The 14,202-nt window shown below is 62.2% G+C and carries 15 protein-coding genes, 1 tRNA gene and 1 pseudogene; 10 read left to right on the top strand and 7 right to left on the bottom strand.

All coding sequences use genetic code 11. The features are described 5' to 3' along the window. Window positions 1-270, top strand: a pseudogene (locus QOC89_RS17710) (ATP-dependent protease); the annotation flags it as partial. Between the two features lie 27 nt (window positions 271-297). Here QOC89_RS17710 and mutY read toward each other — a convergent pair. After that, window positions 298-1,413 (bottom strand): A/G-specific adenine glycosylase, encoded by a 1,116-nt coding sequence (gene mutY, locus QOC89_RS17705; protein WP_323046207.1) that lies wholly within the window; start codon window positions 1,411-1,413, stop codon window positions 298-300. 7 nt (window positions 1,414-1,420) lie between these two features. Next, window positions 1,421-2,251 carry a bifunctional DNA-formamidopyrimidine glycosylase/DNA-(apurinic or apyrimidinic site) lyase gene (gene mutM / locus QOC89_RS17700; RefSeq protein ID WP_323046206.1) on the bottom strand — a complete coding sequence of 277 codons (831 nt, stop codon included), beginning with the start codon at window positions 2,249-2,251 and terminating at the stop codon, window positions 1,421-1,423. Between the two features lie 87 nt (window positions 2,252-2,338). On the opposite strand from mutM, the gene QOC89_RS17695 reads away from it, so the two are divergent. The 8 genes from QOC89_RS17695 (at window position 2,339) to hisC (ending at window position 9,689) form a co-directional block, all read left to right on the top strand. Next, complete coding sequence (locus tag QOC89_RS17695; RefSeq protein WP_323046205.1) at window positions 2,339-4,180, top strand: tetratricopeptide repeat protein; 1,842 nt, start codon at window positions 2,339-2,341, stop codon at window positions 4,178-4,180. Next, window positions 4,180-4,812, top strand: a complete 633-nt coding sequence (gene lolB, locus QOC89_RS17690; protein WP_323046204.1) for a lipoprotein insertase outer membrane protein LolB — start codon at window positions 4,180-4,182, stop codon at window positions 4,810-4,812. The genes QOC89_RS17695 and lolB overlap by 1 nt, the downstream gene beginning before the upstream one ends. Before the next feature lie 92 nt (window positions 4,813-4,904). After that, complete coding sequence (gene ispE, locus QOC89_RS17685; protein WP_323046203.1) at window positions 4,905-5,786, top strand: 4-(cytidine 5'-diphospho)-2-C-methyl-D-erythritol kinase; 882 nt, start codon at window positions 4,905-4,907, stop codon at window positions 5,784-5,786. Window positions 5,787-5,836: 50 nt separating this feature from the next. Next, a tRNA-Gln gene (locus QOC89_RS17680) sits at window positions 5,837-5,913 on the top strand. A gap of 45 nt (window positions 5,914-5,958) precedes the next feature. Further along, on the top strand, window positions 5,959-6,915 hold the full coding sequence (locus tag QOC89_RS17675; protein ID WP_323046202.1) for a ribose-phosphate pyrophosphokinase: 957 nt from the start codon (window positions 5,959-5,961) through the stop codon (window positions 6,913-6,915). A 164-nt stretch (window positions 6,916-7,079) separates the two neighbouring features. After that, window positions 7,080-7,703, top strand: coding sequence for a 50S ribosomal protein L25/general stress protein Ctc (locus QOC89_RS17670; RefSeq protein ID WP_179735919.1), 624 nt, complete (start codon window positions 7,080-7,082; stop codon window positions 7,701-7,703). 142 nt (window positions 7,704-7,845) lie between these two features. Further along, a complete protein-coding gene (gene pth, locus QOC89_RS17665) occupies window positions 7,846-8,448 on the top strand; it encodes an aminoacyl-tRNA hydrolase (protein WP_323046201.1) in 603 nt (200 codons plus the stop codon). A 161-nt stretch (window positions 8,449-8,609) separates the two neighbouring features. Then, a complete protein-coding gene (gene hisC / locus QOC89_RS17660) occupies window positions 8,610-9,689 on the top strand; it encodes a histidinol-phosphate transaminase (RefSeq protein ID WP_323046200.1) in 1,080 nt (359 codons plus the stop codon). 169 nt (window positions 9,690-9,858) lie between these two features. Here hisC and QOC89_RS17655 read toward each other — a convergent pair whose 3' ends face one another. The 3 genes from QOC89_RS17655 to rsmD form a co-directional block, all read right to left on the bottom strand. Further along, the gene (locus QOC89_RS17655) at window positions 9,859-10,116 is read right to left on the bottom strand and encodes a YfhL family 4Fe-4S dicluster ferredoxin (RefSeq protein ID WP_323046199.1); all 258 of its coding nucleotides are present in this window, start codon (window positions 10,114-10,116) and stop codon (window positions 9,859-9,861) included. Between the two features lie 63 nt (window positions 10,117-10,179). Further along, window positions 10,180-10,695 (bottom strand): pantetheine-phosphate adenylyltransferase, encoded by a 516-nt coding sequence (coaD, locus tag QOC89_RS17650; RefSeq protein WP_323046198.1) that lies wholly within the window; start codon window positions 10,693-10,695, stop codon window positions 10,180-10,182. Between the two features lie 111 nt (window positions 10,696-10,806). Further along, window positions 10,807-11,421 (bottom strand): 16S rRNA (guanine(966)-N(2))-methyltransferase RsmD, encoded by a 615-nt coding sequence (rsmD, locus tag QOC89_RS17645; protein WP_323046197.1) that lies wholly within the window; start codon window positions 11,419-11,421, stop codon window positions 10,807-10,809. A gap of 240 nt (window positions 11,422-11,661) precedes the next feature. On the opposite strand from rsmD, the gene ftsY reads away from it, so the two are divergent. Beyond that, the gene (ftsY, locus tag QOC89_RS17640) at window positions 11,662-12,843 is read left to right on the top strand and encodes a signal recognition particle-docking protein FtsY (protein ID WP_323046196.1); all 1,182 of its coding nucleotides are present in this window, start codon (window positions 11,662-11,664) and stop codon (window positions 12,841-12,843) included. 131 nt (window positions 12,844-12,974) lie between these two features. Here the strand turns inward: ftsY and maiA are convergent, their stop codons facing one another. Together maiA and QOC89_RS17630 are read right to left on the bottom strand one after the other, a co-directional pair. Further along, window positions 12,975-13,619: a maleylacetoacetate isomerase gene (maiA, locus tag QOC89_RS17635; protein ID WP_323046195.1), complete on the bottom strand. Its 645-nt coding sequence runs from the start codon at window positions 13,617-13,619 to the stop codon at window positions 12,975-12,977. Window positions 13,620-13,643: 24 nt separating this feature from the next. Then, window positions 13,644-14,202: fumarylacetoacetate hydrolase family protein (locus QOC89_RS17630; RefSeq protein WP_323046194.1), on the bottom strand; the 559-nt coding region annotated here is incomplete at its 5' end.

Here is a 14,202-nt window from a genome sequence, read left to right as displayed (position 1 = left end):
ATCCCCCTCGAGGGCAATGAGCAATTGGCCAAATTCGGCGCGTGCGCGGAAGTGCTCGAACGGATCATCGCGACGATCCGCGAGCGCGATCCGGACAGTTTGCCGTTCGCGGAGCCGTTCAGGCTGGAAGATCCGTCATGGGTGTCGAACCGTCTCGCGGAAGTGCTGCCGATCGCCCTTCGTGCCAGGCAAAAACTGATGGAATTGCAGGACGCCGGCGCGCGGATCGACGTGGTTCATCACTATATGCAGCAGCATCAATTGCTTTGATTTGACCTGCTTTTTGCTAGAGGTTTGCTAGAGCAGCGAGCCGAGCAGACCATCCAGCAGTTTGCGCACCGGCGCGGGCACACCGAACGAGTCGAGATCGCTTAGCGCGACCCACGCGGTGTCCGCATCGCCCAATGCGGCCAACGCGCCCACCCCGCGATCCAGTTCAGCGAGCCGCGGTTCGATATCCAGCTTGAAATGCGTGAAGACGTGCGTAAGCGGCGCGAGCGGCGAGACCGCTCCGTCGCCGCCGAAAGCGCGCGCGCGCTCGGCGAGCGCGGCTTCGTCGGCCGCTTCGGGGAGGCTCCACAAGCCACCCCAGATGCCCGACGGCGGACGCTTTTCCAGCATCACGGCGTTACCGTCGCGCAGCACCAGCATCCACGTGCGGCGCGTCGGCACAGCTTTCTTCGGTCGTGCCGTGGGCAGTTCGCGCTGACGTCCGGTGACGTTGGCCACGCAGTCGGCGGCGAATGGGCAGCGCAGGCAGTCCGGCTTGCCGCGCACGCACAACGTGGCGCCGAGGTCCATCAGCCCTTGCGTGTACGCACTGACGTCGTCGTCCGATGCGTTGGACGGCAGCAGCGATTCCGCCAGCGTCCACATCGCGTTCTCGACTTTCTTTTCGCCTGGAAAACCTTCTACGCCGAATACCCGCGCCAATACGCGCTTCACGTTGCCGTCGAGAATCGTCGCGCGCGCGCCGAACGCGAATGAGGCGATCGCGGCTGCCGTCGAGCGGCCGATGCCGGGCAATTCCGCAAGCGCCTCGGCCGACGCGGGAAACGCGCCGCCATGCTGCTCGACCACCACCTGCGCGCAGCGATGCAGATTGCGGGCGCGCGAGTAATAGCCGAGGCCGGCCCACAATGCCATCACATCGTCCGCGGGGGCGGCGGCGAGCGACGCAACATCCGGACAACGCGCAAGAAACTTTGCGTAGTACGGAATCACCGTCGACACCTGGGTCTGCTGCAGCATGATTTCCGACAGCCAGATGCGATACGGGTCGCGCGTGTTCTGCCACGGCAGGTCATGACGGCCATGCTGGCGCTGCCACGCAATCAGCCGCGCGGAAAAATCAGACATGACCGGGAAAGCAGGCGCAACAGACCGGGCCGACGGGCTTAAACGAGAAGGCATTGAAGATTTAGCGCTGACAGGTGGGACAGAAATAGGTGGAACGCTGCCCCTGCACGATCTGTTTGATCGGCGTTCCACACACGCGGCATGGCAGCCCGGCGCGATCATAGACGAAATAGTCGAGCTGGAAGTACCCGCTTTCGCCATCGCTGCCGACGAAATCGCGCAACGTGCTGCCGCCCTTCTCGATCGCTGCGGCGAGCGTGACGCGCACCGCGTCCGCCAGCAAATCGTAACGCACGAGCGAGACCCGGCCCGCCGCGGTGGTGGGCCGGATGCCGGCGCGAAACAGGCTTTCGGAAGCGTAGATATTGCCCACGCCAACCACGATCTCCCCCGCCAGCAGGGCCTGTTTCACCGACACCTTTCGACCGCGCGTGAGCCTGTGCATCAATGCACCGGAAAATCCCGGCGAAAACGGCTCGACACCGAGCCCCGCGAGCAGCGGATGCTCGAGCACGTCGCCGGCTTCACGCGGATGCCATAGCACCGCGCCGAAGCGCCGCGGATCGCGATAGCGCAAAATGAATTCGTCGAAGATCCAGTCGACGTGATCGTGTTTCGCCGCGGCCGGCGGATGCGGCACATGACGCAGCACCCGCAGCGTGCCGGTCATGCCGAGATGCACAATGAACCAGCCGGCGTCGATTTCGAACAGCAGGTACTTGCCGCGCCGCTCGACCTTGCGCACCACGCTGCCGCGCAAGGTTTTCGCAAGGTCCGCTGGAATCGGCCAACGCAGTGTGGGCGTGCGCACATCGACGCGCTCAACCTTGCGGCCGGACACGTACGGTTCGATCCCCCTTCGGGTAACCTCAACTTCTGGCAACTCTGGCATGTCTAACTGGTCTGCAACTTGCGTGAGTGGTTGTGCGCTTATTGTAGCGAGCGCGTTACAATCGTCCGAAACATTGAACGGATTTCCATGAACTTGTCCTTCGTGAAGCTGTTTTCGAAGCGCCCGGCTAGCGCATCCCGCGTGCCCTACGCCGTGTCCGCTCGTCGCGTGCTCGGTGCCGCCGCGCTCGCCGTCTGGGCGCTGGCTGCCGTGCCCGCGCACGCGCAGGACCCGTCGCCGGACTCGGATGACACGTCCGTCACCCTGCCGGATCCGCTCGGCCCGGCTTCGGCAGAAGACAAGGCGGCCCTGCCGGGCGTGCCGCTGTCCAGCCAGATCGTATTTCAGGTGCTCGCCGCGGAGGTCGCTTTGCAACGCGACCAGCCGGCGCCTGCCTATCAGACCTACCTCGCGCTCGCGCGCGACACGCATGATCCGCGTATGGCGCAACGCGCCACGGAAATCGCGCTGGCCGCGCAAAGTCCGTCAGATGCGCTGGCCGCCGCGCAATTGTGGCAGCAGTATGCGCCGAATTCGGAACGCGCCGCGCAACTCGACGCATCGCTGCTCGTGCTGTCCGGCAAGCCTGACGACGCCGCGCCAATCCTCGCCCGCGAACTCGCCAAAGTCCCGGCCGAGAATCGCGGCAGCGCGATGCTGGCGCTGCAGTTGCTGCTCTCGCGCGGCCCGAACCGGATCGGCGGCTTGCATGTGTTGCAAGACCTGCTGAAGAACGACCTGAACCGTCCGGAAGCGCAACTGGCCATCGCACGCCAGCAGCTCGTTTCGGACGACGCGCCGGGCGCGCGCAAGTCGCTCGAACAGGCGCTAGCGCTCAAGCCGGATTATTTGCCGGCCGCGCTGATGCTCTCGCAGATGGGCCCGGAAGAGCGCAAGGAAGGCATCGCTTCGCTCGAAAAGTACGTGCAGCAGAATCCGAAGTCGCATGACGCGCGTCTCGCGCTCGCGCAGATGTACCTCGCGAGCGACCGTCTGGACGACGCGCAGAAGCAGTTCGAGATCATGCACAAGAACAACGCGGCGGACCTCACGCCGCTCATGGCACTCGCGCTGATCAAGATCCAGCAGAAGAATTTCACCGACGCGCAAACCTACCTCACTCAGTACGCGCAGCAAGCCGAAAAAACGCCGGGCGCCGATCCGGGCCAGGCGTATATCTATCTTGCGCAACTCTCGCTCGAACAGAAGAACGAAGCGGCGGCCAGCGACTGGCTGAACAAGGTCACGCCTTCGAGCCAGCAATTCGTGCCGGCGCAGGTTACGCGCGCCCAATTGCTCGCCAAGCAGGGCAAGCCCGACGACGCGCGCAAGCTGCTGGCAAACTTGCCAGCGCCCGATACGCGCGACCAGGCGCTGATCATGCGTACCGACGCGGCCATTCTGTTCGACGCAAAGCGCTACCCGGAGGCGGAAACTCGACTGCAACAAGCAACCGCGGCGTTCCCCGACGATCCCGATCTCACCTACGACTACGCGATGGCGGCCGAAAAGACCGGCCATTACGATGTCATGGAAGCGCAACTGCGCAAGTTGATCCAGACTCAGCCGGACAACCCGCAGGCTTATAACGCGCTCGGCTATTCGCTAGCCGATCGCAATCAGCGCCTGTCGGAAGCGGACAAGCTGGTCGAGAAGGCCTCGTCGCTGGCGCCGAACGACGCGTTCATCATGGACAGCGTCGGCTGGGTCAAGTACCGGATGGGCGACACCACCGATGCAATCAAGCTGCTGCGCAAAGCGTACGACATTCAGCCGAACGCCGAAATCGGCGCGCATCTCGGCGAAGTGTTGTGGAAGACCGGTGCTCAGGATCAGGCCCGTGCGGCTTTCCGCGACGCGCGCAAGCTCGAACCGGACAACGACACGCTGGTCAAAACGCTCCAACGTCTTCAGGTGAACGATCTTTGATGCGTCTTTCCCGCTTGACCTCCTATCCCCGGGCGCCGCGTGGCGCGGCGCTCGGATTCGTCGCGGCAGCGGTGGTCGCGCTGGCCGGTTGTGCATCGGTGAAGCCGCAGGGGCCGTCCACGTCGAATGCGGCGACAGCCGTCACTGCGCAAACCACGCGCGCTTATCAAGGCCGTTTCGCGATCCAGTACAACGATCAGAACGGGCAGCAGCGCAATGCCTACGGCAACTTCACCTGGCAGGAAACAGGGGACACCGTCACGCTGCAATTGCGCAACCCGCTCGGTCAGACACTGGCGATCGTGACTTCGTCGCCGGCTTCGGCCACGCTCGAGTTGCCGAACCGTCAGCCGCTCACCGCCGACAACGTCTCCACGCTGATGCAGAACGCGCTCGGCTTCGCGCTGCCGGTCGAGGGGCTGCGTTACTGGCTGCAGCCGTCGCCGGCGCCCACTTCGCGCGCCAGGACCGAGAAGGATCCGGAGCAGCCCTCCCGTCTGAAACAGATCACGCAGGACGGCTGGACGATCGATTACCTGGCGTATGCCGACGCGCCGGCGACCGGTGTCAAGCGTCTCAATCTGAGCCGTTCCGAACCGCCGCTCGACGTCAAGCTCGTGCTGGATCAGTAGTCGTGGAACCAGCAGTTGCACCCGTAGTCGCGCCCGCTCGCGCAACCCGTGCCGCTTCTTCAGTGCCGTCATGGCGCATGTAGCCCAGACTCATGATTGAAACCACCGATTCGCTGCGCGATTGTCTCGCGCCAGCCAAACTCAACCTCTTCCTGCACATCACCGGCCGCCGGCCGGATGGCTATCACACGCTGCAAACCGTCTTCCAGTTACTCGACTGGGGCGACACCCTGCACTTCAAGCGGCGCGACGACGGCCTCATCACGCGCAGTACCGAGATCGCCGACGTGCCGCCAGAACACGACCTCACCGTGCGTGCAGCGACACTCCTGAAGGCGCATACGGGCTCGTCCGAAGGCGTCGATATCGAAATCGACAAACGCCTGCCGATGGGCGCGGGCCTCGGCGGCGGCAGCTCCGATGCGGCCACTACGCTACTCGCGCTGAACCGTCTGTGGAAGCTCGATTTGCCGCGCCTGGAATTGCAGGCGCTGGCGCTGAAGCTCGGTGCCGATGTGCCGTTTTTTATTTTTGGGAAAAATGCGTTCGCACAGGGTGTTGGCGAGGCTTTAGACGTTGTACAATTGCCGCCGCGTCATTTCCTGGTAGTGACGCCGAGGGTTCATGTTCCGACTGCAGCGATTTTCTCCGAAAAAACGTTGACAAGAGATTCGAAACCCCTCATAATTACGGACTTTCCTGCAGAACTTAGCTGCAATACTGAATGGCCGGAAAGTTTTGGCCGCAATGACATGCAGCAGGTTGTCGTGGGAAAATACGTGGAAGTAGCGCAAGTGCTGCGATGGTTTGAAGACATCGCACCAGCGCGGATGTCTGGGTCAGGTGCAAGTGTATTTGCAGCGTTTCGTAGTAAAGCTGAAGCAGAAGCGGCACAAGCCAAACTGCCCGGCAAATGGAACAGCGCAGTGACTGCAAGTCTCGATCAGCATCCACTCTTTGCTTTCGCGTCATAAGTTTTGCATCGTCGAACGTTCCCTCGTTCGGTGAAGCTCAAAGTTAGTGTAGGGGAGTCGCCAAGTTGGTTAAGGCACCGGATTTTGATTCCGGCATTCGAAGGTTCGACTCCTTCCTCCCCTGCCAAAAATTCTCGCATTTCCCTCGCCCCCAGCCTGAAGTAGGTGCACGATGAGCAGCCATGACGGCCTGATGGTTTTTACTGGCAACGCAAATCCCGCGCTTGCACAGGAAGTCGTCAAAATCCTCGGTATTCCCCTCGGCAAAGCAATGGTTAGCCGTTTCTCGGACGGTGAAATCCAGGTCGAAATTCAGGAAAACGTGCGTGGCAAGGATGTATTCGTCCTGCAATCCACGTGCGCGCCGGCAAATGACGCCCTGATGGAATTGATGATCATGGTCGATGCGCTCAAGCGCGCATCCGCTGGCCGGATCACCGCAGCCATCCCCTACTTCGGCTATGCACGTCAAGATCGGCGCCCGCGTTCAGCGCGCGTTGCCATCTCGGCGAAGGTCGTGGCGAACATGCTGGAAATCGCCGGTGTCGAGCGGATCATTACGATGGATCTGCACGCCGACCAGATTCAAGGCTTCTTCGACATTCCGGTCGACAATATCTACGCTACGCCCGTGTTGCTCGGCGATCTGCGCAAGCAGAACTACGAGAATCTGCTGGTCGTTTCGCCGGACGTCGGCGGCGTGGTGCGTGCCCGCGCATTGGCCAAGCAACTGAATTGCGATCTCGCGATCATCGACAAGCGCCGCCCGAAGGCGAACGTTGCCGAAGTGATGAATATCATCGGTGAAGTCGAAGGCCGCACCTGCGTGATCATGGACGACATGGTCGACACCGCAGGCACGCTTTGCAAGGCCGCTCAGGTTTTGAAGGAACGCGGTGCGAAGCAGGTGTTCGCTTACGCTACCCACCCAGTTCTGTCGGGCGGTGCGGGTGAACGCATCGCAGCTTCGGCACTCGACGAACTGGTTGTCACCGATACGATCCCGCTCGGCGAAGAAGCCCGCTCGTGCGCCAAGATCCGTTCGTTGACCAGCGCCGGCCTGCTTGCCGAAACGTTCTCGCGGATTCGCCGTGGCGATTCGGTGATGTCGCTGTTCGCTGATAGTTAAGTATTTGCGAGAGCGCGGCGTGTGTTGTAGTACTGCACGCCGCGCTTTTGCACAATTGGCATGAACGAACGAAGGTTCGTGCCATCGCTCTGGGGCCTCAGCCGTAACGGCTTGGAGGCCCCGTTTTTACTGCCTGGTCGCGGGCAGTGCATTGGAGATTCAACATGAAAGTAGTCGCTTTCGAGCGTTCTTTGCAAGGTACGGGTGCGAGCCGCCGCCTGCGTATCTCGGGCAAGACCCCGGGCATCGTATATGGCGCTGGTGCTGAAACGCAATTGGTCGAACTGGACCACAACGCACTTTGGCACGCGCTGAAGAAAGAAGTTTTCCACTCGTCGATCCTCGATCTGGAAGTGGCAGGCAAGTCGCAACAGGTTCTGCTGCGCGACGTGCAATACCATCCGTTCCGTCAGCTCGTCCTGCACGTGGACTTCCAACGTGTCGACGCGAAGAAGAAGCTGCACACCAAGGTGCCGCTGCACTTCATGAACCAGGAAACCAACCCGGCAGTGAAGCTGTCGAGCGCGGTGATCTCGCACGTCCTCAACGAAATCGAAATCGAGTGCCTGCCGTCGGCATTGCCGGAATTCCTTGAAGTCGACCTCGCGAAGATCGAAGCGGGCCACTCGCTGCACGCTAAGGATATCGTCCTGCCGGCAGGCGTTGCACTGGTTGCTCACGTTGAAGCAGAAAACCCGGTCATCGCAGCTGCAACGATCCCGGCTGGCGCAATCGCTGAAGGCGAAGCCGCTGCTGCTGCAGGCGAAGGCGAAACGCCGGCTGCCTAAGCTGCACTGAGCGAGCAATCCTCTCGATCCGTTTCAATGAAACGGTCGATGTGACCCGCCGAGGTTCGCCCCGGCGGGTTTTTTTTCGGTTTTTTTCGGCTCGGCCGCGTTCGTCGCCCGGGCTAGATGGACCTACGCAATCATGATCAAGCTGATCGTCGGGCTCGGCAATCCGGGCGCCGAATACACCGCAACGCGTCACAACGCCGGCTTCTGGCTAGTCGATCAACTGGCGCGCGAAGCAGGCGCGACGCTGCGCGATGAGCGGCGCTTTCACGGCTTCTACGCGAAGGCCCGGCTTCACGGCGAAGAAGTGCATCTGCTGGAACCGCAGACGTATATGAACCGCTCGGGGCAGTCGGTCGTGGCGGTCGCGCAGTTCTTCAAAATTCTTCCGGACGAAATTCTGGTCGCGCACGACGAACTCGATATGCCGCCCGGCAGCGTCAAGTTGAAGCTCGGTGGAGGCAGCGGCGGGCATAACGGCTTGAAGGACATCACCGCGCACCTGTCATCGCAACAGTATTGGCGGCTGCGGATCGGCATCGGCCATCCGCGGGATCTGATTCCCGAAAGCGCGCGCGTCGGCGCCAAGCCGGACGTCGCCAATTACGTGCTGAAACCGCCTCGGCGGGAAGAACAGGATGTGATCGACGCGTCGGTCGAACGTGCTTTGGCGGTGATGCCGCAGATCATCAAAGGTGAACTCGAGCGAGCGATGATGCAACTGCATCGCAATCCCTAAGCGGCCCCGCACGCACCCGCACCCGTTTCGCCATTTCGCCATTTCGCCATTTCGCCGTTTCGCCGTTTCGCCGTTTCGCCGTTTCGCCGTTTCGCCGTTTCGCCGTTTCGCCGTTTCGCCATTTCGCCGTTTCGCCATTTCGCCATCTACAGGAGAACCACTTGAGCCGCTACTGGAGTGACATCGTTCACTGTCTGACGCCTTATGTGCCGGGCGAGCAGCCCGTGGCCGCGCATCCGGTGAAGCTGAACACCAACGAAAATCCCTATCCACCGTCGCCACGCGTGCTCGAAGCGATTCGGCAGGAATTGGGCGACGCGGGCGAGTCGCTGCGACGCTATCCGGATCCGACGGCGCGCAAGTTGCGCGAAACGGTCGCTGAGTACCATGGCATCAGCGCGGAGCAGGTGTTTGCCGGCAACGGCTCGGACGAAGTGCTCGCGCTCACCTTCCAGGCATTGCTCAAGCACGACAAACCGCTGCTCTTCCCGGATATCACGTACAGCTTCTATCCGACCTACGCGCGGCTCTTTGAAGTCGACTATAGGACTGTCGCGCTCGACGACAGCTTCGCCATCAATCTCGACGACTACACCGCGCCCAACGGCGGCGTACTGTTTCCGAACCCGAACGCCCCGACTGGACGACCACTGCCGCTCGCCGAAATCGAGCGTCTGCTGGCGAGCAACACCGAATCGGTCGTAGTAATCGATGAGGCCTATGTCGACTTCGGCGCCGAATCGGCCATCGCGCTGATCGACCGCTATCCCAACCTGCTGGTGACCCAAACGGTATCGAAATCGCGTTCGCTGGCTGGCATGCGTGTCGGCTTCGCGTTCGGCAATCCGGAATTGATCGACGCACTGACCCGCGTGAAGGACAGCTTCAACTCCTACCCGCTCGACCGTCTGGCGCAAGTCGCGGCCATCGCGGCATACGAGGACGATGCGTGGTTCCGCGACAACTGCGCCAAGGTGATAGCGAGCCGTGAACGGCTGGCGGCAGGCTTGACGACACTGGGCTTCGAGGTGGTGCCGTCGGCGGCGAATCTGCTGTTCGCGCGTCATGAAGGCTACGATGCGGCGATGCTTGTGGCACGGCTAAGGGAGAAGGAAATCTTTGTGCGCCATTTCAAGGCGGCGCGAATCGACCAGCATCTGCGAATTTCGGTCGGCACCGACGCCGAATGCGAGTTCCTGCTGGACGCGCTGCCCGATATTTTCAGCGCTTACGTCGGATAACGATCGAACGTCGCTCGGGCAACACAAAGCGGCGGCACCAAAAGAAAACGGCGAGACACGCGTCTCGCCGTTCACCATCATTCAATCCCACGTGTTCTTTGCAGTCTGGAGCGCCTGGTACTTCGCCATCAAACTCTCTTTGCAGTCTGCAGCGCGTGGTCCTTCGCGATCAAACGCTCTTTGCTGCCTGCAGCGCGTGGTACTTCGCTATCAACCCCTCCTCCGTCTCCAGATACTCCGGGTCGCGCGGAATGCACTCCACGGGGCACACCTGAATACACTGGGGCTCATCGAAATGGCCGACACACTCGGTGCATTTCTTCGGGTCGATCACGTAAATTTCCGGGCCCATCGAAATCGCGTCGTTGGGGCACTCGGGCTCGCACACATCGCAATTGATGCACTCGTCGGTAATCATCAGGGCCATGCTTCTCTCACTTCGCGCCAGCCGAAGCCGACTTTGATCCGTCAATCCGACAGTTTACGCCGGTTACGGTTGGCCCGCCGACGCACCGACATTCGCATCCATTGCTGCAACCTTCTCCTTCAGCCGTTTTTCGACCGACGGGAACACAAACTTGCTGACGTCACCGCCCAGTTGCGCGATTTCCCGCACGATGGTGCCCGAAATGAACTGATATTGATCGGACGGCGTCATGAACATGGTTTCGACGTCCGGCAGCAAATAGCGGTTCATGCCGGCCATCTGGAACTCATATTCGAAGTCCGACACCGCGCGCAGGCCCCGCACGATCACACGTGCGTTGTTGGTGCGGACGAAGTCTTTCAATAGCCCTTTGAAGCTCATCACCTGAACGTTCGGGTAGTGCCCGAGCACTTCATGAGCGATGTCGAGACGCTCTTCCAGCGTGAAGAACGGCTTCTTGTTGCGGCTGTCGGCAACGCCCACCACCAGCGTGTCGAAAATGCTCGACGCGCGTCGAACGAGGTCTTCGTGACCGCGCGTCAGCGGGTCGAACGTGCCCGGGTACACGGCGACTACCATGAGACTTCTCCTCTCTTCAGACAAAGGGGCACGTCAAAGCGTCCACGCGACGCATTTGGCACCGACCGCATGCGTGACGGTAACCCGCCCGCAGCTTGTTTTGAACGCGCATTATTCCTTATTTTCGCGTTGCAGCAAATGAAAGTGGACGGCTCCCGCCTTGCCGTGCCGCACGATTTCCCAGCCGGCAAGGGTCTCGTTCCCATCCAGTTCGAGCGCGGCGCCCGCTTCCACGTACAGAAAACCTTCCGGGCTCAACAGCGGCGCGGCCAGCGCGAGTGCCTTGTCGAGCAGATCGTCGCCGAACGGCGGATCGAGGAAAACCACCTCGAACGATCCTGGTGCGAGACTCGCCGCGAGGCGCAGGCCGTCGGCTTCCACGATTTCGATCGTACGCGCCGACAGGCGCTCCTGGTTCGCGCGCAACTGGCTGGCGGCCCGCGCATTGCGCTCGACCATCAACACCCGCGCCGCGCCGCGCGAGGCGGCTTCGAAGCCAAGCGCGCCGCTGCCGGCGAACAGATCGAGGCAGCGCTGCCCATCCAGCCGTTGGCCAAGCCAGTTGAACAGCGTTTCGCGCACGCGGTCGGGTGTAGGGCGCAGGCCGTCGAGGTCGAGCACGGGCAGCGGCGTGCGCTTCCAGTCACCGCCGATGATACGAATGGCGTGCGGCTTGCCGCCTTTGGACGAAGCGCCGTGGGCGCGTGAAGGAGCAGAACGGGGCATGCGGTTTCGGTTACGTTATAAGTGCGCCCGCGACGCCGATGCGTGCGGGCCAGAGCGCCAACGTTACCACAGGGGAGTACGGCGTCCAGCCTGGCCGTTCGGCCGATACGACGGGCGGCGGCGCGCCTGATAAAATGTGCGGCTTCCAGCGCCTTGCATCCCGCATCGCAACGCTGCCTGCCGCTCCCACGGGTTTGTCCCGGCTGCGCGCATCGGCGCGCGCTCTCACCACGCCAGATCATGTTCAGCTTTTTCAAACGATTCAAGGGTTCGAAAGAGTCCGACAACGCGCCTGAAGAATCGCAGACCGCGCCGGAAGGCCTGGCGCCAGAACCGGCTGCTGAAGCGCCGGTTGCACCCGCCGCGCCAGTCGCACCGTTGGCGCCGCGGCCGGTTGCGCCGGTCAGCGTTGAGCCGCCGCGGGCGGCCCCGCTGCCCGCAAGCCAACCCGAAGCCGAAGAACCCGCGCACGCGCCCGAAGCCGTCGAAATCATCCCGCCGCCCGTGCAGGACGCGAGCGCAAAGCGCTCCTGGCTCACTCGCCTGAAGACCGGCCTGTCGAAAACGAGTTCGAGCCTGACCGGAATTTTCGTCGGCGCGAAAATCGACGAGGACCTGTACGAAGAACTCGAAACCGCGCTGCTGATGTCGGATGCGGGTGTCGAAGCCACCGAATTCCTGCTCGAATCCCTGCGCGAGAAAGTGCGCGCCGAGCGTCTCACCGATCCTCAGCAGGTGAAGACGGCGCTGCGCACGCTGCTGATCGACCTGCTCAAGCCGCTGGAAAAATCGCTAATGCTCGGCCGCGCGCAACCGCTGGTCATGATGATCGCGGGCGTCAACGGTGCGGGCAAGACCACCAGTATCGGGAAGCTCGCCAAGCATCTGCAAAGCTTCGAGCAGTCGGTGCTGCTGGCTGCGGGTGACACTTTCCGCGCCGCCGCGCGCGAGCAACTCGCCATCTGGGGCCAGCGCAACAACGTGACGGTCGTGTCGCAGGAAAGCGGCGACCCGGCAGCCGTGATTTTCGATGCGGTGGGCGCCGCGCGTGCCCGCAAGATCGACGTGATGATGGCGGATACCGCCGGCCGTCTGCCGACCCAACTGCATCTGATGGAAGAGCTGCGCAAGGTGAAGCGCGTGATCGGCAAGGCGCAGGACGGCGCACCGCATGAGGTGCTGCTCGTGATCGACGCCAACACCGGCCAGAATGCCCTCACGCAAGTGAAAGCGTTCGACGACGCGCTCGGCCTCACCGGCCTGATCGTCACCAAGCTCGACGGTACGGCGAAGGGCGGCATTCTCGCGGCGATCGCGCGGCAACGTCCGATTCCGGTGTACTTCATCGGCGTCGGCGAGAAAGTGGAGGACTTGCAGCCGTTCAGCGCGGAAGAGTTTTCGGACGCGTTGCTGGGCGGTTGAACCCAGCAACGTATTCAAGCCAGACAGGCAACAAGGGCGTTCCGCGGTGAACTGCCCCCGCAAAGTCGAACATCGATCCGACCTTTGCGGTGCAGTGCACGGAACGCCCTTCTTTCATCGAGCCACGCGCGTCATTCCGCGTCCGGCTGCACGCCAGGCGCTGCGCGCGCAAACGCGTCGAGTTGCATCGCGTGATCGTAAATGCGCTGAATCGTCGGAAATTTCGCCGTGTCGACCTTGAAGCGCTGCGCGTTGAACACTTGCGGAATCAGACAGGTGTCGGCCAGTGTCGGCGTGTCGCCAAAGCACAGCTTGCCGGTACGGTGATCGCCTGCCAGATGCGCCTCGAGCGTTGTAAAGCCCGTTTCGACCCAATGCCTGTACCACGCGTCTTTCGCGTCGTCGTCAACGCGCAGCGTGTGTTTCAGGTACTTCAGCACGCGCAGATTGTTGAGCGGATGAATCTCGCACGCCACCTGTAGCGCCACCGAGCGCACATAGGCGCGATCGGCCGGCGTGCCGGGCAGGAGCGGCGGCTCGGGATGCGTTTCCTCCAGATACTCGATGATCGCGAGCGACTGCGGCATCACTTCATTGCCGTCGACGAACGTGGGCACGATGCCGTCCAGATTCACCTTGCGATACTCCGGCTTCAGCTGCTCGCCGCCGTCGCGCACGAGGTGCACCGGCACGTAGTCGTAAGGGAGATTCTTCACGTTCAGCGCGATGCGCACGCGATAGGATGCCGAGCTACGAAAATAGCTGTAAAGCTTCATGTTGTGTGCCTCCTCCTTGCGCGCTTAGACCACTCGTACGCTGAACTCGCCAAGCCCGTCCACGCCGCCCTTCATGAGGTCGCCCTGCACCACGGCGCCGACGCCTTCCGGCGTGCCGGTGAAAATCAGATCGCCCGGTTGCAGTTCGAACAGCGTCGACAGATAGGCGACGGTCTCGGCCACCGACCAGATCAGTTGCGACACGTCCGAGTTCTGTTTCTCCTCACCGTTCACTGACAGCCAGATCGCACCCTTGCCGACGTGGCCGATCGTCGTGACCGGATGAATCGGGCCGAGCGGCGCCGAGTGATCGAAGCCCTTCGCGGTGTCCCACGGACGGCCCAGCTTCTTGGCTTCCGCCTGCAGATCGCGGCGCGTCATGTCCAGACCGAGCGCATAGCCGTAGACGTGGTCGAGCGCGCTTTCCGCCGGAATGTTCTTGCCGCCTTTGCCGATCGCCGCGACCAGTTCCATCTCGAAGTGGACATTCTTCGATTGCGACGGATAAGGAAATTCGCCGGTCGCGCCGGGCGCGACGTATAGCACGGCGTCGGCTGGCTTGGTGAAGAAGAACGGCGGTTCG

Source organism: Paraburkholderia sp. (genome assembly GCF_034668105.1).
GTDB lineage: Bacteria > Pseudomonadota > Gammaproteobacteria > Burkholderiales > Burkholderiaceae > Paraburkholderia.
Note: the sequence above shows the minus strand (reverse complement) of the source record. Positions and strands in the feature narration are given on the sequence as shown.

Bases quoted from the DNA above. Each gene is read 5' to 3' on its own strand.
- lolB (WP_323046204.1), top strand. From the start codon at position 4,180: ATGCGTCTTTCCCGCTTGACCTCCTATCCCCGGGCGCCGCGTGGCGCG.
- mutM (WP_323046206.1), bottom strand. From the start codon at position 2,251: ATGCCAGAGTTGCCAGAAGTTGAGGTTACCCGAAGGGGGATCGAACCG.
- QOC89_RS17695 (WP_323046205.1), top strand. From the start codon at position 2,339: ATGAACTTGTCCTTCGTGAAGCTGTTTTCGAAGCGCCCGGCTAGCGCA.
- coaD (WP_323046198.1), bottom strand. From the start codon at position 10,695: ATGGTAGTCGCCGTGTACCCGGGCACGTTCGACCCGCTGACGCGCGGT.
- rsmD (WP_323046197.1), bottom strand. From the start codon at position 11,421: ATGCCCCGTTCTGCTCCTTCACGCGCCCACGGCGCTTCGTCCAAAGGC.
- QOC89_RS17655 (WP_323046199.1), bottom strand. From the start codon at position 10,116: ATGGCCCTGATGATTACCGACGAGTGCATCAATTGCGATGTGTGCGAG.
- QOC89_RS17675 (WP_323046202.1), top strand. From the start codon at position 5,959: ATGAGCAGCCATGACGGCCTGATGGTTTTTACTGGCAACGCAAATCCC.
- mutY (WP_323046207.1), bottom strand. From the start codon at position 1,413: ATGCCTTCTCGTTTAAGCCCGTCGGCCCGGTCTGTTGCGCCTGCTTTC.
- ispE (WP_323046203.1), top strand. From the start codon at position 4,905: ATGATTGAAACCACCGATTCGCTGCGCGATTGTCTCGCGCCAGCCAAA.
- pth (WP_323046201.1), top strand. From the start codon at position 7,846: ATGATCAAGCTGATCGTCGGGCTCGGCAATCCGGGCGCCGAATACACC.
- ftsY (WP_323046196.1), top strand. From the start codon at position 11,662: ATGTTCAGCTTTTTCAAACGATTCAAGGGTTCGAAAGAGTCCGACAAC.
- maiA (WP_323046195.1), bottom strand. From the start codon at position 13,619: ATGAAGCTTTACAGCTATTTTCGTAGCTCGGCATCCTATCGCGTGCGC.
- QOC89_RS17670 (WP_179735919.1), top strand. From the start codon at position 7,080: ATGAAAGTAGTCGCTTTCGAGCGTTCTTTGCAAGGTACGGGTGCGAGC.